Origin of the sequence: Deferrisoma camini S3R1 (assembly GCF_000526155.1) — a bacterium.
GTDB lineage: Bacteria > Desulfobacterota > Deferrisomatia > Deferrisomatales > Deferrisomataceae > Deferrisoma > Deferrisoma camini.
The window spans coordinates 133,823-153,588 of sequence record NZ_JAFN01000001.1 but is presented as its reverse complement, the minus strand read 5'-3'; the positions used below and the strand labels follow the sequence as shown (position 1 = coordinate 153,588).

4 protein-coding genes are annotated in these 19,766 nt (G+C 71.9%); all 4 read left to right on the top strand.

The features are described 5' to 3' along the window. The first annotated feature begins 12 nt into the window (after window positions 1–12). The 4 genes from DEFCA_RS18925 to DEFCA_RS21860 are packed head-to-tail and all read left to right on the top strand — an operon-like array spanning window position 13 to window position 19,764. Window positions 13–13,848 (top strand): proline-rich domain-containing protein, encoded by a 13,836-nt coding sequence (locus tag DEFCA_RS18925; RefSeq protein WP_025321120.1) that lies wholly within the window; start codon window positions 13–15, stop codon window positions 13,846–13,848. A 3-nt stretch (window positions 13,849–13,851) separates the two neighbouring features. Then, window positions 13,852–14,796, top strand: coding sequence for a fibronectin type III domain-containing protein (locus DEFCA_RS0100640; RefSeq protein WP_025321119.1), 945 nt, complete (start codon window positions 13,852–13,854; stop codon window positions 14,794–14,796). Continuing rightward, the gene (locus tag DEFCA_RS0100635) at window positions 14,793–15,647 is read left to right on the top strand and encodes a carboxypeptidase-like regulatory domain-containing protein (RefSeq protein ID WP_025321118.1); all 855 of its coding nucleotides are present in this window, start codon (window positions 14,793–14,795) and stop codon (window positions 15,645–15,647) included. Before DEFCA_RS0100640 ends, DEFCA_RS0100635 begins: the two co-directional genes overlap by 4 nt. Before the next feature lie 19 nt (window positions 15,648–15,666). After that, a complete protein-coding gene (locus DEFCA_RS21860) occupies window positions 15,667–19,764 on the top strand; it encodes a hypothetical protein (RefSeq protein ID WP_169709389.1) in 4,098 nt (1,365 codons plus the stop codon). The last annotated feature ends 2 nt before the right edge of the window (window positions 19,765–19,766 follow it).

Sequence of the window (19,766 nt, the reverse complement as noted above, 5' to 3'; positions counted from 1 at the left end):
AGGAGAGGCGGTATGGTCCGACGGGTGCTTCGGTTCGGGTCGCTCGCCGGCATTGCGTTCCTCCTGGCGAAGGCCCCGGGGGGGGTTAGGGCCGCGGAACTGGAGATCGCGGTCGAGGGAGTGGGGGCCTCCACGGCGTCGCCGGTGGTCGTGGTGGAGCACGTGGAGCTGCGGTTCCCCAACGGCACGGGCCGCCAGACCGTGGCCAAGGACGAGCCCGGGTTCTACGCCGAGGCGTTGTTCCGCTACCAGGGGAACGGAACGCTGCGGATCCAGTGGATCGTGGACGGCCGGATCCTGGTGGAGACCGTGGAGACCCTTACCTTCGGGACCGACCTGGTGACCCGGTCCGACAAGACCGGGGTGGCCCTGCCCACGTTCGAGCCGGGCCCCCACACCGTGACCCTCACCTTTGACAACGGCTCGGGGCAGCCCTCGGCCCTGGCGGTGCCCGAGATCACCTACTTCGTGGCCGAACGGGTCCCCCCCTCGCGGCGGCCCGGAATCCGGCTGACCGCGCCGGCCGAGGGCCAGCGGTTGGCCCCCCGGCTCCTGTCCTTCGCCTGGCGGCCCGTGGACGCGCCCCCGGGGTTCTTCGACCGGTTCCGCGTGGAGATGAACCGTGAGGCGCCCGTCTCGCCCAAGGGGGCGTCCGGAAAGGGGCGTGCGGAGGGCAAAACCGGACCGGTGCTCGCGGCCGAGGTTCGGAAGCCCTGGTGGATACCCGACCTGGGGCGGGTGGTGGCCCTGGGCGCCGGGGGGTACCGCTGGCGGGTGATCGGTTTCCCGGCCGACGGAAGCCCCCCGGTGCGCAGCGAGGAGGGTTCGTTCCGCCTCGCCCGGCCGCCACCCCCCGGGGGGGTGTTCTTCCGGTCCGTGGAGGTGGCCCCGGCCTCGGTGGAGGAGCGCACAGGCGAGGTGCAGCCTCCGCTGGAGCGGCTGCTCCAGAGCCTGAACCGGCTGGAGCGGGCCGAGGTGGAGGCCGGCCGCCGGGTGACCTTGCGCGTTCGGGTGGAGAACAGCTCGTTCCAGGAAAGACAGGCCCTCCAGATCGAGGTCCACGAGGTCGCCTCGGGGCTCGTGTCCGTAACGGGGCTTCCCCCGCTTCCCGCTTGCGGCTCGCCGGTGGCCTCAGGGGCTGGGAATCCATGGGTGGAGCAGTCCGGATACCTCACCCTGGTCGAGTCGCCCCAGGCATTCCAGGAGGGCGTGGACCGGGCCCGGGCCCGCCTGGAATGCCGGGGGAGCTTTGCCGAGCTGCCCGTGGCTTGGGACGTCCCCCTGACCCGGGAGCAGGGTGAGCTGGTCTTCCGCCTCAAGGAGGGGGCCGTGGTCCTGGACACGGCGCGGCTCGTCTGGCGGGCCGTGCCCGCCCAGGGGGCCGGCGCCTTTGATTTTTCCGAGTACGTGCCCGTGGCGCGCAAGCCGGTGGAGGGGCGGTTTCCGGGCGGGCTTCCCTCGTACCTGGACATGGCGGGCTTCCGGATCGAGGTGACCGAGTACGATGCCAGCAGCTCCACCCGCTGGGGCCTTTACGGCCGCGGCGTGGTGCGGTGGAGGGGCGACGGGAACCGCACGCCGGTGGAGGTGGCGTTCGAGGGGGTGAGGGGTGATCCATCGGGCGAACCGCTGGCGTGGAGGGCCACGCGGGGGCTCGCGGAACTGGCGGGCGATCCGGTCACGCTGCAGCTCTTCGGCCACACGGTTCGGATCCAGGCCCTGAGGCTGGAGCCGGAGCGGGCCCGGGCGGACGTGGCCGTGGTGATCACGGCCACCACACCCTGGTCCCCCCGGGCGCCGGTGTGGGTGGGGGCCCGGGACGTGCCGGTCCTGAACGGCGGGGAGTTCGTGGCCGAGGCCGCGGTGCCGCCGGGCACCGTGCTTCCGGGGAACGTCCCGCCCCCCGGGGTGGAGAGCACCTATCTGCCGGTGGACGTGTTCGCCGGGGGGAGCCGCCTGCTGATGGACTTTTCGCCCCACCTGGGCTACGGCGCCGCGGCCGACGACCCGGAGTGGACCGGGCTGGCCCTGGTCTCGGCCCTGGTGCGCGTGCCGGTGCGAGCGCTGGACGACGTTTCCTTCACCAGCTTTGACGAAGCCCTCCTGGGGGTTTTCGACACGAGGGAGCCGGCCTGGCTCTACGGGCGGGCCCCGTTCCTTCGGATCTCACCCGCCGGCTCCGTGTCGGCCGAGGGGGTGGAAGTGGTCCGCGCCTCGGAGGTGCCCCCGGACGTTCTGAAGGGCGATCCCAGGGGCGAGATGGAGCCCTTGTCCCCCTCGGGGTTCCGCATCGGGTTCTCGGGCGGAACGTTCGACCTGGTGGACGGCGGGGTCGGGGGCCTGGACCTGGCCGGCTGGATCCGGCTGCCCCAGGACCTGGGCGGGGGAACCCTCGCGTTCCGCCACCTGCGCCGGGGCGACCCGGAGGGCACGACGCTTCGGGGCTTCCACACCGAGGTCATGACCCGCGATCTTCCGGCCGTGACCATCGACGGGTTCACGTACCGGCCGGACCGGGCCCGGCTGGTGCTGGCCGGGGGGGCGGCCACCACCCGAACCGCGGTGGCCGAGTCCCAGAACCCGTCCCTGTTCACCTGGCCGACCGACGAGGAGGCGTTCCGGGAGCAAACCGAGCTCCTGAGGGATGCCTACGCCCGGGGGCCGGGGCTCCACCTGGAAGGCGGCTCGTTCGTGGGCGCCGGTGCGTGGAGCCGCAAGGTGGGAGCGTTCGACGGCCGGGTGGAGAACCTGTTGCTCCGGGTGGAGGAGAGCGCCCTGGTGGAGAACCGGGCGCGGGGCGTGATCCGCGTGCCGCCTCCTGCGGGCCTGACCCTGGCCTTCGAGGGTTCGGTGGCTGCGGACGGCTCGATCCTGGTGCCCGAAGACGGCCTGCTGGCCCCTCCGGCCGAGGGGGGATGGCCCTTGGCCTACTGGCGCGTCACCCTGTACCCGGGCCGGTACTACGTGCCGCCGCAGGGCCCCCTGCCCCGCCCAGGGGGGACGAAAGGCGTGCCAGGGCCCTTCCCATCCCCTGCCCGTGAGGGCGGCAAAGGACCCGTCCTCTCCACGCCCCGTCCCGGGCACTGGGTAGAGACCGGCGACCTGGAGGTCGAAGTCCCCCGCGACCCCCTGGGCAATCCCACGGGTCCCCCTGGCCGGAGACCGGGTTCTGGGGCCCGCCCCGGCTCGGGCGGCCGCACGGACCGGACCGGGGGCGACGAGGCCGTGGACCCGGACGTGGCACGCCCCCTGGGCAACATCGTGGACGCGGACGAGGACGTGGGCCAGGGCGCCGGGTCCGGAGGCTGGGGAACGGGGCCGTCCGGGTGGGCGCGGGATCCCGGAGGCGGGGGCCAGGCCATCGGGCAGGGTGCCCGGCTGGCACCCCCCCCGGGCGACTGGGCCCGCAGGGGCGGAGCCTCCGGAACGGCGGGATATGGGGTGGACATGGCCGGCCCGGGCGACCGACCCGGTGAACGGGGCACGGCGGGATACGGGGTGGACATGGCCGGGCCGACTGCCGACGCGGAACCCGCCCCCCCTAGGGGCCCGGGCTATCAGGCCGAGATGAAGGACGCGGCCGTAACCGAGGCCGAGCGCGGGGGCTCGGTTTCGCCCATGGACTACGTGCCAATGGAGGGGCAGCCGTGGCGCTGGGGCGTCCTGTCGGACGGCGCGTTCGTGATCGACGGACCGCTGGAAGAGGGGGGACTCAGGGGGTTCTGGCTGTACATGGACCGGCCCGACCCGGCCCGCACGGCAGACTACGGCCCGGCCCGGGGGGTGGTGTTCGACACCGACCGCATCGAGATCCGGGACGCCGGCATCACCTTTGACGTGCCCCCCGAACTGGGCGGCCCGGAGTTCGGCGTGGCGAGCCCGCGGGCCGAGGTGCTCGGCGCGGCCACCGGCGCCGGGGGGTCCCGGTGGCAGATCCCCCCGGGGGGAGCGTCGGGCACCGGCGATTTCAAGATCACCCTGGACATTTTTCCGGACGGCAACATCGGCTACGACGGCGACCCGCGTGCCAGCCCCCGGGTGGAACCCGTGGGCTCCGTGGGGTTCCTGGGCATCCCCTTCACCCCTTCGGGCGAGATCCGGTTCGCCCGGTACGCGCCCACTGCCGCTGCTCGCGCCGGCGGAAGCCAGCCTCAGACCGAGGCCGCGCCCTCGTCGGCCCTGGGCCTGCGGACCGACCGCGAGGCTCGCGCGGCCGTGGCGGCCGCGGTTCCCCTGGTCACGTTCGAGGGGACCCTGCACTTTCCGTTCTTCGGCAGCCGCAGGGTGCGGATCCAGCACACGGCATCAGGCGCCCGGGTTCCGTTCCTTTCGGGCCCGGAGCAAAGCTGCGCGGATCTGCTGAAGGAAAACGGCGTCGACGAGATCCCCTGGGGCTTTCCGGAGTTACAACAGGCGGCGGACGATCTGGTGAAGCGGATCGGGGAGAGGCCCGAAGATGCCTCGCGCAACACCATCTGCGGCGACTCCCGCGGGTACGTGGTGGGCCGGGTCAACCTGCGGTACGTGAACGCCTTCGGCAGGGACGCGGTGGCCGAGAGCATCGCCTCCACGGCTTCGGGCGTGTGGTTCCCGGACGAAGAAGGCGAGTCGGTACAGGCCGAGGAGTTCAAGGGCTTCCTTGGCCAGGGGGAGTTCTCGGTGCTGGGGGTGCTCAAACTGGTGGGTGTTGCGGATGTGGTGCGCACCGACGACGGCACCCTGGTGGAGCGGGTGTCCCTGGGCGCGGGGGTGCACACCTTCCGCGCGCTCCTGGCCGGCATGAACATCGGCCGCACCGGGGCCAAGCTGGGAACCGCCTCCGCCGAGGCGCTGCTGGACATGCCAGAGGAGGCCGAGTCCTTCGGTCGGTTCGTGGGGGACACCGTGGCGTTCAGCACGACCCTCGCCCTGGCGTTGACGGCCGACGTGTGCGCCGAGGCCGGTGCGGCAGCGACCGGCGCCACAGGAGGCGCCGCCGCTGGGCTCGCGGCCGCGTGCGCGCCCCTGATGGAGGAGTTCAACCGGATGCTCGTGACCGACGGCGCCAACCTTCTGGTGAGCGCCGCGGAGGTGATCGAGATCCTCCTTGCCAAACTGGCCGAAGAGGCAGGCCTGGACATCGAGATCGAGCTTCCGGACGACGCCGAGAAGTGGAAGGAATTCGGGCCCGACATGATCAAGGATCTGGTGCGGGACGTAGGCAACCTGGTCAACCTGGAGAAGATTCCCCCCGAGGAACTGGCGCTCGCCGTGGTCCGCACCCTGGACAACCTGCTCACCGGCATCCTCCTGAGCCTGGACGACGAGAGCGATCCGGCCCGGACCGTGACCCTGGGCGTCCACCTGCCGGTGCTGCCGGCCCGGAAGTTCTTGGAGCAGGGCGGGCTCGATGCGGAGGACGTGTGGAGAACCCTGAGGGAGGCGGCCGAGTTCGCGCGGAGTCTTGCCGAGATGGAGCCGGTGAAGAGCGAGCAGCCCCTGCTTCCCCTCATGGTCCGGCTGGCGGAGCTGATGCTGGACGTAATCGAGGATCTCCGGAACCCCCGACCGGGTGCTCCGCCCCAGGTCGACCTGAACCAGGTGCTCGAGGTGATCGCATCGATCCCGGACGCGGCGTGCGCCCTGGCCGATCAGAACCCCGACGCAGCCGATGCCATCGTGACGGCGATCAGTCAAACCACCGGGGTCGGGGAGCGGGACATCCGAAACGGGCTGGCCCTTTCCCGGAGAGTGCTGGGATGGGTGGAGCACCCCGCCCTTTCGGGCGACTCGCCGGACGCGGGCCGGGTGGTGCGCGAGCTCGTGATCCCCCTGGTCGACGACCTCAGGCGGGCCAACGCGGACAGGCCCGAGTTTTGCGTGGCCCGGCCCGGTTACGATCCCTACGACGCCCAGGTCATCGCCGTGCTGAACGTGCTGGCCCAGGTGCTCCGGGTGGCCGAGGTGGAGGCCATCGAGGACCCGGCCGATCGGGCCAGGCAGCGGTTCTTCTGGGTCGTGGAGACCCAGCGGACCATAGCCCGGGCCGTGAACACCGTGGCCGAGGCGGCGGGCCGGGATCCGCCGATCCCCGGGCTGGCCTTCACCCTGTTCGACGCCCTGGAACGGGCCTGGGAGGTGGTGACCGCCGAAAGCGAGGACCCCGCCTCGGTGAAGCTCCTGCGGGCCGCCGACAAGGCCGTGTACGAGGTGGGCCAGGACCCCGACCTTTCCCAACTGGACTACACCCCCCAGACGGTGGAGTTGGTCCGGGCCGTGCTGGCCGAGGCCATACTCCTGGCCCGGGCGGCCGAGGCGTCCGAACCGCCCGAGCCGGGCCCGGTGCTCCGGGGGGCGGCCCGCATCGCCGGCGCAGCCGCCCAGATGCCCCTGGACCGGGACGTCCGCCTGGGCCTCACGCTCCTGGCGCGGACGATGGAACTCGCGGCCGAGATGAACGTGTGGCAGGGCCCGGCCCCGCCCGACGGTCGCCGGGTCCTGCGGTTCGCGGAGGAGGCCCTGGAGACCCTGGAGGACATGGCCCGCGACGAGAACGCCCGGCGGGCCGTTCGGGTGGCCCTGTACGTGGCCCGCCGCATGGGGACCGCCCTGCTCCTGGCGGACCCCTCCGATCCCGACGCTGTGCTGGCGGCGGCCCGGGGCCTGCTCCAGGACCTGGCTCCCCTGCTGGGCGAGGCCGGCACCGCGGCGGGCCTGGTGGAGGGCTCGGTGGTGGCGGTGTCCCGGATCGCCACCGACCCCTATCTCGCGGGGTTCGCCCTTCAGGCCGGGCCGGCCGTGGACGTGTTGGAGCGGGCCCTGGGGGACGAAGGGCTGCCCGAACCGGCCCGGGAGCACCTGGAGGCGGCCGTTCGGTACCTGGAGCGGGTGCTGGACGATCCCAAGGCCCCCTACGAACTGAGGGACGAGCAGGGGAACGTGAAGGCGGCCCGCCGGCTGGCCGAGGACGGCACGATCTACACGTACAACGCCAGCACCAGGCGGTACCGGATCGAACGGCCCGACGGCCGGGTGGAGGAGTACGAGAACGTGGATCCGGAGGCGTTCGAGCGCTACACCGCGCCCGGGGCCGATCCGGACCGGCCCGAGCCGGAGAAGCTGTTCCGGGTGGAGATCCCCGTCGACCTGGAAGACGTGACCGGGGTGCTCACCTGGGACAAGCTCACGGGTCTCGTGCGGTGGGAGTATGTGCTGGCCCCCCTGGCCGCGCCGGGGATCCTCGTGTGGAAGGCTGGCGAGGCCGCGTGGGATGCGGCCACGGGCTTCTGGGACTACCTGAAAAAACGCCTGGGCCGGGAGCCCGATCGGCCCAACGAACCGCCCAGGCCCGATCCGGGGCAGGAGGTGGTGGAGGCAGAGGAGCCGAAACCGCCCGGCCCGCCCGGCGCGGACCTGCAGGGCTGGACGGTTCGGTACGAGCGGGGATTCGTGTGGCTCCACGGCCCCCGGGGCCAGTGGATCCGGCGCGAGCCCAAAGACCCGCTCCGCGATCCCGATACCGGTGCCATCGACATCACCGGGGCGCTCTCCGGTGCCAGGGTGCGCGTGCCGTTCCGGGGCGAGACCGTCTGGCTTGCCTACGAGGGCACGGGGTACGTCAAGGTGAAGGGCGACGGGTGGACGCGGATCTACGAGGCGGGGGACCCGGTGGAGGTGCAGCCCGACGGGGACCTGGCCCGGGCCGAGTGGACGCCCGGCGACCTGGTGTTCGACCTGGAAACCGACGCGGGCGGCTACGCCCTGGCGGCCCACCGGGACGCCGGCGTGAGCGTGCGGCTGTACCCGGGCCGGTTCGAGGTGCGGCCGGCCGAATTCCTGGGGCGCGGGATCGTGTCCGATCCGACCCCAGAGCTCACGTGGTACCCGCAGGACGGCCGGTGGGAGGGCGGGCAGGCCCGCGAACAGGAGCAGGGGCGTTGGCTGCTCGAGGCCGGGGACGGGCAGATCCTCGTCCAGGGGGTACGCCGCTCCGCGCGGGTGGGGGCGGCCGAGGTCCTGGCCGTGCAACAGGACTCCCCGCCCAAGGGCCGGATGCTGCAAGTCCGGTGGAAGGGGGGAGAGTACCGGTTCGAGGCGTGGCGGCCCGACCCCGACTCCGACCGGTGGGATGTGCGCGTGCGCGCCTACGGGTTCGAGGAGCGGGCCGGCCCCCTGCTTCTTCCCCCAGGCCCCGCACCCCAAATCTCGCGGGCCGGGGAACCGGAGCCCGAGTTCCAGACCCGCAGAGAGGCGGACGGAACCGTGGAGGAGATCACCCCCACCGGCACCGTGAGGCGGACGCCCTCGGGCCGCACCCGGGTTCAGGTGCAGCACCCCGATACGGGCCAGAGATTGGACGTCGAGTACGACGAGCAGAAGCCGGTGTACGATCCGCCGCCTCCGGCGCCCGAGCCGGTGGCCGACGGCGACCCGGCGCAGGCGACCGAGGCCGACACGATGCGTCGGGCGCAGGAACTGCGCCGCCAGATCCGCGAGGCGCTCACCCCCCAGGACTTCGGGGATGTCATCGAGAAAAGGGTGATGCCCTTCGTGGGCGACTTGGTGGAACAGGAGGTGGCAGAAGGGAAAAAATTAACGGAGCGCCAAAAGTGGGAGATAAAGCGCACCCTCGATGAAGCCGGGGCCGAGGCGACCCGCAGGTGGCTCGAGACGGCCGAAGCGTGCCTGGACTCGGGCACCATCGAGGATCAGTGGAGGTGCATCCAGGAACGGGAGCCCGAGTGGCTGCGCTGGGCCGTGGCCATGGACGAAGCTCGGGAGCGCCTGCCTGAGTTCGGGGAGGGCGGCTCGCTGCTCTACGGAAGGCTTTCCCGAGACGCCTCGGCGCGGCTCCGGGCCTTGCTTCATCGCCAGGACCTGTTGGTGCGGCGGATGGTGGAGCGCTACCAGGGTCAAGCGCAAACCATGACGCACGAGCAGCGCAAGGAGACACTGGGGTCGCTGCTCAAGTACTGCGAGCGCATCGAGCTCATGGGTTGGCGCACCTGGGGGGGGGAGGACACCGGGTGCCAGTTGGCGGCGGAGCAAGCGATCGAGTTGTTCCGCGAGCAACAGGACGACCTTGCCGAGTTCGCCGACGCCTCGCTCGTCGGGTACTGGGTTCCCGCGGTCCAGCCGGAGACCGCCGAGGAGGCCAAGCGCCTGTACGACCGCATTGTCAAAGCAAAGGACTGGGCCGGGGAGAATCCGGACCATCCTTTGTCCCTGCGCACCCTCCTCAGGGTGGCCCAGCAAGCGGCCGACAACTCCCGCCGGCAGATCCAAGGGGGCCCGAGCCAGGAGGAATGGCTCGGGATCGTCTTGGATGCGGCCAACCTTGCACAACAAAGGGTTCTCCAACCCCTGGAGTGTGCGAAGTTGGGCCGGGAGGCCCTGGGGAACCCCGGGACTCGCCGCAGCCTGCTCGCCGCGCTCGAGGAGGCCCTGCGGGTGAGAGACACCCTGCGCAACCTGGAGGTGGCGGGCGTGAGCGGGGGGGCGATCGATGCTGGGCTCGCGAATTTCAGGGACTGCCTGGACGAGGAGGTGGACGCCCTGGTGGAGGCGGTGCGCGGTGGGGACCGGGAAACCACGGTCTGGTTCCGGGCCCTCTCCGACGTGCACGAAAAGCTGGCCGCCGCGGGCGTGGGAGGGCGCTCCCCGGCCCAGGCCGTGGGCGATGCCATGCGGTCCGCAGCCCAGACCACCGGGCCCGCGCCCGGGTGCCTGACCTGCCACAGCGGCGGGGGCGGCCTCAGCCGGCAGCAGGCCCGGGAGCTGCTGCGGCTCCTCCGGTTCGCCGCCCGCACGGGCCGGCCTGTGGGCGAGGTGATCTCGCCGGACGAGGCCCGGGACTTGCTGGAGCACCTGTGGCAGGCCCTGCTCCAGGACCTGGCCGGCGCGCCCGAGGACGAGGAGATCCAGTCGCTGGTGGAGGAGTTCGCCCAGGTGGTGGAGCAGCTCCGCAGCGCCGGCATGGAGGTTCCCGAGGCGTTCGGTACGGGCGAGTTGACGGCGCGCCAGGCGGCCCTGAGCCGGGTGCTCCTCAACCGGATCAACGACCTGACGCAGCATAACACCCTCGCCAACCTGGTGGCGGTGCTCCGGGCGGCCCGGGCCTATCACCGCACCATGGGATTTCTGGCCTGGCAGGACCCCGACTTCCAGAATGCGGCCTCCAACTTCGACCTCATGGCCGGCCGGGTGGCCGTGTCCGTGGACGATCCGTCCCTGCCGGGCCAGGCAACCCCCCGTGAGCTGGGCTGGGCACTGGATGTGGTGGCCGAGCTCGCCCCGGCCAATCCCCAGGCGCGGGCCGTGCTCGCCCCGGGTCATGAGGTGGATGGCCAGAGCTTCGACGCGTTTATCGGACTGGCCCTGGACATGCTGTCCGAGTCCGACCGCATGAACCGCCGGGGCGAGCCCGGCCGGGGCGAGCGCGGATGGGTCCTTCTGGAGCACGATGTCCTGCTCGGCCGCATCGCTCGCGAGCCGCGCAAGCGGTTCCTGGCCCGGGCCGCGGATCTTCTGGCCGGCCGGCTCGGGGATGATCCGGACTACGACACCGTGCGCGAGGCCGTGGCCCTGGCGGACCTGGCCGAACGGCTGGAGGCGCCGGACGTGGCCGAACGGCTCCGGCGGGCCGCAGCCTCAGGGGTGGGAGCCCTGGTGCGCGAGCCCGCCTCCGGCGCCGAGGAACTGGATCGGCGGTTCGCGCTGGCCGGGGAGGCCGGATCGCTCTCGCAATCGCGCCAGTGGCAGCGGTTCCTGGCCGAGGAACTGGCCGGCGAGGCCCCGCACGCGAGCCCGGCCGACCTGGTGGCGATGGCGCTCCTGAGGGTCCGCCAGGCCCTGGGCGGGACGGGCCCGTCCCGCCCCCGGGGCCTCGAGCTGGTGGCCGAGGCGGTGCTGAAGGTTCCGCCGGAGGGGGTGGTGAACGCCCAACGCCACGAGCTGGGCCTGGCCGCCGCCGGGAACGTGGCCCAGGCCCTGACGGAGGAGTGGGGCGACCGGGCCGGCGAGCCGGTCCGGGAGGCGGTGCGGGGTGCCCTGCAGGTCCTGGCCGACCCGGTGGGCGCGGCCCGGACCCACCTGCCCGGACTCGTGGCCCAGGCGGCCAGTTCGGCCTCCTACGCCTTCACGGGCAAGCGGCTGGAGGAGCCCGAGCGGGAGCGGGTCCGGGCTGCGGTGCGGGCGTTCCTGCGGGGGGACCTGCGCGGGGAGCCCATGACCCCGGCAGAGGCGGCCCGGGCGCTGGGCGAGATCCTCGAGGCCCTGGGCGAGCCCGACACCCCCGCGGCCCGGGCGGCTCAGAAGGCAGCGCAGGCCGCCCTGGTGGTGGCCGCGGTGCTGTACGAGCAGGCGAGCCAACCCGAAACCGCCGCGCTCGTGGCGGAGTTGGCCCGGCTCCTCGGTGACGCGCTGGAGGAGCTTCGCAACCGGGCCGGGGTTCCGGAAGAGGCGGGCAGGGTCATGGGCTGGCTGGCCCGGTGGAGCGACGAATTGGCCGTCGCCTTGGGACAGGCGATGGCATCGAGCCAGCCCGATGCGCCGGCCTGGGCCGTGATCCTCGCCGGCCTGGGGGCCACGGTGTTCGAGGAGGGCACCCTGGAGGGAGACCTCTACCGATGGGCCGTGGCCCAGGCCCCGGCCCTGGTCGAGACCGCATCCGGTGCCGGGCAGGGCGCCGGTGCGGAGGCGGCCCTCCCCCTGCTGGAACAGCTCGCCCGGGCCGAGGGGGCACCCGAGCTCACCTGCATACTGAACCGGCATGCCGGCGGGGACGTCCCGCCGGGGCTTTCGCTCCTGCCCCTGGCGGCCGGGATCGAGCTGGCCCGTGCTCCGGACTTGCTCGAGAGCCAGGAGACCCTGCCCCAGGCCGGGCTGAACGTGGCCGCAGGCCTGTTCAACGTGATCTTTTCGGGGGCATTGACCGCCTCGTGCCCCGAACCCGAGGGCCTTCCGGAGGATGACACGGCCGTGGGGGCGTTCGTGCGCGGCCTCGGGAATGTGCAGGAGATGCAAAGCGATCTGGAGTTCGCGGCCCAGATGCTGGTGAACGCGGTTCGGGCGGCCGAGGAGTTGGCCGGCCAGGAGCCGGACCTGGCCAACGCCCTCGAGGTTGTGTGGGAGGGCCCGGAGACCGTGGACTACGGCAACGGGCCGGTTCGTGCGGGGAACACCGGTCTCAAGCACCTCATCCGGGGGGATGCCGATCTCCTGGAGGTGGGCATGACCGCGCCCCGCACGGCCAAGGCCGTGTTCGACGCCGTGGTGCGCAAGGTGGAGGCGCTGAACGATCCGTTTCTTTCCCGCCTTTTGGACCTGCTGGCCGGGGCCTGCCCGCCGGGCACCCCGGCCGGGCCCGGCGGGCTCCTGGTGCTCGCTCCGGACCGCTGCTGGGACGGGTTGACCAACGTGATCCTGGCGGTGCTGGAGGAACTGCGCATCGGAGCGGTGTTCGCGGCCGAGGTGGCGGCCGGCGAGCGGCAGGACTTCCAGGAGTCCCGCAGCAACCATATCGAAAACGCCGCGAACCCCGAGTGGGAATGGGGCTGGCTCCAGACCGCGCCGTTCGAAGAGGCCGAGGGCGGGTGGCTCGTGTTCGATCGGGAAAAGATGGAGCGGACCGACTGGATCTCGGTCCCGAAAGGTTACTTCCGGCAGATCGTGGCCGGGATCGACGTGGCCCGGTGGGTGACCGGCCGGCTGGCCGCCCTGGCCGAGAGCGTGCCGGAGTTCGAGAACCCCGGGGAGACGGTCCTGACCCAAAGCCCCCTGGGCGACCGGTCCCTGGGCGGTACCGGGTTCAGCGGGGTGGCGGGCGGCTGGGTCGGCGCGCTGCGCCCGGACGGAAGCCTGGACAACTACCTGAGTCTGGTGGGGAACCTGGAGTTTCCCGTGCTGGGCGCGACTGCGGCCCAGATCCTGTACAAGGCGGACACCTTCTGGCCGGACAGCCCGTTCGAGCCGTCGGACACCTACCTGACCATCCGCATGGGCTCCGGCGTGCCCGAAACCGAAACCCTCAGCCGCTACTTCGGCGACACCGGCGAGTGGTGGGTGAACGCAGGGGCCCAGGTCTTCCGGCACGCAAGCCGCGTGGACGCCAAGCTCGGCCCCCAGGACAACGAGTTCCTGCTCACCAGCCTGACGAAGTACTTCGGCTTCGAGTTGGGGAAGTTCGTGCTCCGGGGCCGGGTGAACCTGAACGAGGACAGCGGAGAGTACCTGAACGGGGAACTGTGCTCCGCGCTCACGGCGGGAGTGCCCTTCTTCCCGCCGGGAGCCGGTCTGCTGCCCTTCCCCGGAGGAGTCAACATCGGCGGCGAGGGCCGGCTGTGGCGGTGGGGGAGCAACATGGGCTTCGGGCTCGCGGTCAACGCCCAGGTGGTGCCCATTGCCGTGGAGTGGCCGGTCCGGATCGAGATGAACATCGGTGCCACCCTGGGCGCAGCCCTCTCGAGCCGGTCGGGGGGAATGTGCGCCCGGCCTTACGTGGAGGGCACATTCGGGGATCTCACCGTCCGCAACGACATGCTGGCCGGCGTCCAGGTGTACAACGGGCCAGGAGGGCCGGGGATCAAGGCCCGGTATCTTGTAGACGCGCCGGTCGTTCAGAACACGTTCTGGGTCTACTTTGCGCCCCGCGAGGTGTACATAGGCGTGCTGACCCCGTCCCCCGGCCAGGAGGAGCCGCCTCCGTACCCCCTCCCCGGAGATCCGGCCACCAAACTGTGGTTCCGAGAAGACGGTACCATTGGGGGCGTCGAGGTTGCAGAGGTGGGCGAGTGGGGAGGCTGGGCCGAGGAGGACCCCTTTGGCGAACTGTGCCGGCAGGATCTCACCTGCGGCATCCAGATGGAGTGACCCATGGTTCGGTGGACCGTGCTGGTTGCGGCCGTGTGGGCGGCCACCGTCTGGGGGGCAGAACCCAAACCGGCTCCCCCTGAGGACCTCCGGGTGGAGCGGCTCGACGACGGCCGGGTGTCTGTGACCTGGCAGTCGGTGGCCGGGCCGGTGCTGGAGTACCGGGTGTACCGGGCCGTGGCCGGAAACCCGCCGGCCCTGGTGGCCCGGGTTCCCCCTTCGGACCGGGCCCGGCAGCGGTACGTGGACCGGGTGCCATTGGCCGCGGGGTACACGTACCGCTACTGGGTGGCGGCCCTGGGGCCGGGGGGCGCCGCGGGCGCCCTTTCGAAGCCCGTGGGGTACGAACCCCCGGATCACCGGCCGCCGGCCCGGCCGGTGATCACCGGGCTCTCTGTGCTGGAGGGGCGGATCCGGGTTCAGTGGAGCCCCCCGGCCGACCCGGACGTGGCCGGCTTCCACGTGTACCGGGCGGAAAGCCCGTCGGAAGAGTTCGCCCGGCTCACCGGGCAGCCCCTGCGGGCGCGGGCCTACGACGACACCTCGGTCCTGGGCGGCCGCCTGTACCGGTACGCCGTGAGCGCGGTGGACCGGTCGGGGAACGAGAGCGCCCGTTCCCGGCCCCGCTCGGCCCGGGCCTGGGCCCGCGTCGAGCCCAGACCTCCCCAGGGGCTTTCGGTTCGGAAGGGAACGGAGGGGCCCGCGCTCACGTGGCGCGCCGTGGACTCCCCGGACCTCAGGGGATACGTGGTGTACCGGGCATGGTCCCGGGACGGGGGGTTCGTGAAGATCTCGGGAGTGCTGGAAGAGCCCCGTTTCGAGGATCGGCAAGCACCCCCGACGGGGACGTGCTGGTACCGGGTGAGGGCGCTGTACCGGAGGGGGATCCTGTCCGACCCCTCCGGGCCGGTGGCCTGGTCCCCCCGGCCCGATGGAGGAAAGCCATGATCCGCCGGTGCGGTTCGGTGCTGACGGGAATGTTCGTGTTAGCGGTCTGGAGCGCCCAGGCCGCGGTTCCGGGGCTACGGGCCATCGGGATCGGGGGGAACGGATCGGGCGGCGCACAGGAGAGCGGGGTGTGGGTTTCGGGCACGGTTCGGCAGGCGGACGGTAGCCCTGCCGCCGGGGTCACCGTGCGGGTCTGGCGCCCGGGCCGGCCGGCCGGCGGGGGCGGGTACCGCGAGGTTCAGGCCGACAAGGCGGGCCGGTACCGGGTGGTCCTGCCCGAAGGGGCTTGGCGGATCGCGCCGTGCGGATCGCCGGCCGGGTACGTCCCGGCCTATTGGGACGTCACGGTGGAGCAGGGCCGGGTGGTGTCCTTCCTCCAGGTGGACCGGGCCAACCCCGAGATTCGCGCAACAGACCCGATAGGCTTGGCCCAAGGGTTCCGCGGCGGGGAGCGGATCGTGCTGGAGGGAGAGGGGTTTGGGTGCGCGGGGCGGGTGCAGGTGGAGTTGGAGGACGGCCGGGAGTTCGAGGTGACCGAATTCGAGGAGCACTCCGACGGGCGGATCCGGTTCCGGTTTCCCGAGATCCCGGGCGCCGACCCGGTGGACGGGGCCTGGTTCTCGTTCGTGGTGGGGCCGGCGCGCGCGGGGCCGGTGTGGGTGGGGAGGATCGAGAGACTCCCTTCGCCGGGGCGTTCCCGGGAAGGCGAGACCATGGAAACCGGCACCGGTCTCCGGTTGCCGGCGACGGGCCCGTCGGTCGAACCGCTGCCTCCCGGCGCGACCGGGGCGCCTCCCGGACCGCTGCCGGTCCCCGGGCCGGGAGGCGGGAAGAAAAACCCCATCCAGTGACGAGTTCCGGAGGTGGACCATGAGGCGCTGGCGCCGACTCGCAGCCGCAGCAGCGGGGTTGCTGGGCCTGGCCGGGTGCGGCGCAGGCCCGGGCGACGGCACCGCGCGGGTGGTGGTTTCCCTGCACGCCCGCAGCGCACCGCGGGCCGCCGGGGCGGTTGCCGGGCTCCCGGCGGGCATCACCCGGATCACCGTGACCTGCGCGGCCGAAGGGATGGACCCCGTGTCGGCCGAGGTGCCCCTGGACGGCACGCCGGTGGTGCTCACGGTCCAGGCCGGACCGGACCGGACCTTCTCGGCCGAGGTGTTCGCCGGTGAGATCCTCCGGATGCGGGGGACAACGGTGGTGGAGTACCTGTATGCAGGTTCCAGGGTCTCGGTGCGCATTCCCCTGGAGGATCTGGCCTCGGTCACGGTGGCCCCCCCGGTGCCCACCGTGGAGGCCGGGGGCACGGCTTCGTTCACGGCCGAGGTGGAGGCCCTGCCGGACTCCGCGGTGACCTGGGCCCTGGAGGACGTGAGCTGCGGGCCGGAGGCGGGATCGGTGTCGGCGGACGGAACCTACACCCCCGGAAACCCTTCAGAGGAGTGCCAGGTGCGGGTCGTTGCGACAAGCGCGGTCGACCCGTCCGTGCGGGGGGAAGCGGTGGTCACGGTGCAGCCCTCCGGGGCTGCCGCCCCGGTGCAGGTGAGCGTAACGCCTGCCCAGGCCACCGTGCCGGCCGGAGGCACCCAGGCGTTTGAGGCCGCGGTCACGGGGGACGAGAACCGGGCGGTGAGCTGGAGCGTGTTGGACGCGGACGGCGACTGCGGGGGGGAGACCGGGACGGTGTCGGCCGACGGCGCGTACACGGCGGGCAACCCGGCGGAGGACTGCGACGTGGAGGTGCGGGCCACGAGCCAGGCGGACGGGGCGGCCTGGGCCGAGGCCGTGGTGACGGTGGACGTTCCCGCCGGGATCACGGTGGAGCCGGAGCTGGCAGTGGTGCTCGAGGGCACGTCCAGGCAGTTTTCGGCAACCGTTCAGGGAGACCCTTCGGGCGCGGTGGAGTGGCTCCTGGGCGAAGGGGATCCGGGCGCGGTGGACGGATCCGGCCTGTACACGGCGCCGGACAGCGTCCCGTGGGACGGAGACCAGGCCAGCCTGACTGCGCGCCTGGCAACCGACCCGTCCGTGTCCGCCACGGCCCAGATCGTGCTGTTCGACGGGTGGTTCGACACGAACAACTTTCCCTCGGTCTCGAACCCGGACCTGTGCACCGACGCGGACGCGCGTGACCCCGTGGGCATGGCCAGCGATGGTGTGTCCGATCTGTGGATTCTGGACGACGACGGCACCGTGTTCCGGGTGGACGTGCACGGCAACGTGCAGGAGTGCTTCCGGCTGAGCGGGCTGGACGGGATACCGAGGGGGTTGGCGTACGACCCGGACACCGCGGGCGGCCCCTACCTGTGGGTGGGAACGGCATCCGGATGGTTGTACCGCCTGACCACAACGGGCCAGCAGTTGGAAGCGCTGGACCTGACGGCCCAGGGGGTGCAGTGGGCCGACGGCCTGGCCTGGGACGGAAGCCACGTGTGGGTCTCCGACCCGGGGCAGGACGCGATCTTCCGGATCGATCCCCAGACGGGGCAGGTGACCCAGACCCTGGACTATGCCGCGTACGACCCCTCGTTCGGAGGCCTCGGCTGGGATGCCGCATCCGGAAAGATCGCGGCCGCCACCGGCCAGGAGGTGTTCCTGCTGGATCCGGACACCGCCGAATGGACCGCCGCGGCGAGCCTGGGTTCCAACGACGGCGACGGCCTGGCCGTGCTCGGCCCGTACGTGTTCGGGGCGGACCGGGGGGACGAAGAGGTGCGGGCCGCGGCCTTGGAGCGCGCGGGACTGCCCGTTTCCATGCGGCTGATCCCCGGTGCTACCCCGCTCACCCTCTCTCCCGGTGAGCAACGGGCGTTTTCCGCCACGGTGTGGAACGCGTTGGACCGTTCGGTGACCTGGGAGTTGACCGACGCGGACGGCGACTGCGGGGGGGAGATCGGGGCGTTCGACGAGGCCACGGGCGCGTATACGGCCGGGGAGCCCGACTTAGACTGCGACGTGGTGCTCACCGCCACGAGCAACGCCGACCCCACCGTTTCGAGGAGCGTTACGATCCTGATCGACGTTCCCGTGAGGGTTTCCATCACTCCGGATGCGGCCGCCCGGCCGGGAGGCACCGAGCAGGTGTTCACCGCCGAGGTTGCCGGGACCTTGGACACCTCGGTCACCTGGGAGTTGACCGACGCGGACGGCGACTGCGGGGGAGAGATCGGGGCGTTCGACGAGGCCACGGGCACGTACACGGCCGGCAGCCCGGGGCAGGACTGCGTCGTGAATCTCGTCGCCACGAGCAACGCCGATTCCACGGTGCAGGTGGCCGTCCCGATCGCCGTCTCGCCGCCAAGCCCCGGCTTCGGGTACCGACCGCTGTCGCCCGGCCACAAGGCTTGGGCCGTGTGGGGCACCGGCCTGGACGACCTCTACCTGGTCGGCGGGTGGGGCCCGGCCACGTACGATTGGCCCACGGCCGCGCTCCACACCACCGACCGGGGGATGACGTGGAGCGCCCACGAGATCGACGGCCACGCCATGGACGTGTGGGGCGCGGGCCAGACCGTGTACGTGGCCGTTTACGCGGGGCAGGTCGAGAAAACCACGGACGGGGGCGCAAGTTGGGCCCAGCTTCCGGTTTCGGTGAACAACGGGCTGCTCGAGTGCGTGTGGACCCCCGACGGAACCACGGTGTTCGTGGGGGGGCGTTATAACTGGTACTCGTGGTACTACCCCGCCATGATCGCCCGGAGCGCCGACGGCGGCCAGACCTGGGCGGTGGTCTACCAGGGGAGCACCAGCACCCGGATCTACGACCTGTGGGGATCCGGGTCCGCGGTCTACGCCATCGAGGCGGGTGGGGGCAACTGGAAAGTCCTCAAGAGCGCCGACGGCGGCGACACGTGGCAGGACGTGAGCCCGCCCGGAAGGGATTCGTGCGCCCAGACGTCCACCTTCCACGTGGTGGGCCTGGACGCGGACCGGGTGTATGCGAGCGGGTGCTGGCAGGTGTTCTACACCGAGGACGGCGGGGGCACGTGGACCGACGTTTCGGCCGAGGAGTACGTACACGACTTGGCCGTGACCGAGTCCGGGGATCTCTACCTGGCCGGCGGGTCCGACGTGTTCACGAGCACCGACTCGGGCCAGACCTGGTCCGGGCTCGGCACGGGCCTCACCCCCCGCCACGTCCTGCCCGGCGCCGGGGGCGAACTCGCCGTGGTGGGGCCCGAGGCCGGATCCAGCCGCTCGGGCCTGTGGATCTACCCGGACCACGACACGGATTACGACGGAGACGGATTGGCAGACCTCCGCGAGACCGGCACGGGAGCGTACCGGCACCATGGGGACACGGGCACCAACTCCTACCGGGACGACACCGACCGGGACGGAGTGGGGGACTGGGAAGAGACCATGGCCGGCACCGCCATGGACGACTCGGCCCAACCGGCCTACTCGGTGACCGGCAGCACCGCCCCTGCGGGGGACGAGTCCGCTCCCGTGGTTGAGAGCCTTTCGTCCTGCGACGAATGCACCGTGACCTACGATCTGCCCTGGACGTTTCCGTTCTTCGGAACGGGGTACACCCGGATCACCGTGGACGACAACGGGAACATCTGGCTCGGCGACCGGAGCAGCCCGCCGGGGCCGGGGTTCGACCTCGAAAGCACCGGGCCGGCCATCGCGGTGGAGAACGGGGACTTCTCCGCGTACAACGCCGGGGAGGTGCGCGTGCACCAGGAAGGCTCGAACGCCTACGTGGCGGTGTGGTGGGTGGACGTGGAGACCAAGGCCCAGGAGGGAGCGGACAGCGACTTCAACACGTTCGGTGCCCGCCTCTACCCCGATGGAACCATCGCGTTCATCTACGTCCGCCTTGACGGAACCGGCATCGAGGACCGCGGTTCGGGCATCTCGGACGGCGCGGGCAACTTCGTCTCCATCACCCGGGCCCTGGGGCCGCTCTACGGCATTCTCCAACAGAGCAAGGGAGATCTCATGTTCCGCTTCACCCCACGATGATC

What these genes read in the sequence shown, in the direction of transcription:
- DEFCA_RS18925 (WP_025321120.1), top strand. Translation starts at nt 13, where the DNA reads ATGGTCCGACGGGTGCTTCGGTTCGGGTCGCTCGCCGGCATTGCGTTC.
- DEFCA_RS0100640 (WP_025321119.1), top strand. Translation starts at nt 13,852, where the DNA reads ATGGTTCGGTGGACCGTGCTGGTTGCGGCCGTGTGGGCGGCCACCGTC.
- DEFCA_RS0100635 (WP_025321118.1), top strand. Translation starts at nt 14,793, where the DNA reads ATGATCCGCCGGTGCGGTTCGGTGCTGACGGGAATGTTCGTGTTAGCG.
- DEFCA_RS21860 (WP_169709389.1), top strand. Translation starts at nt 15,667, where the DNA reads ATGAGGCGCTGGCGCCGACTCGCAGCCGCAGCAGCGGGGTTGCTGGGC.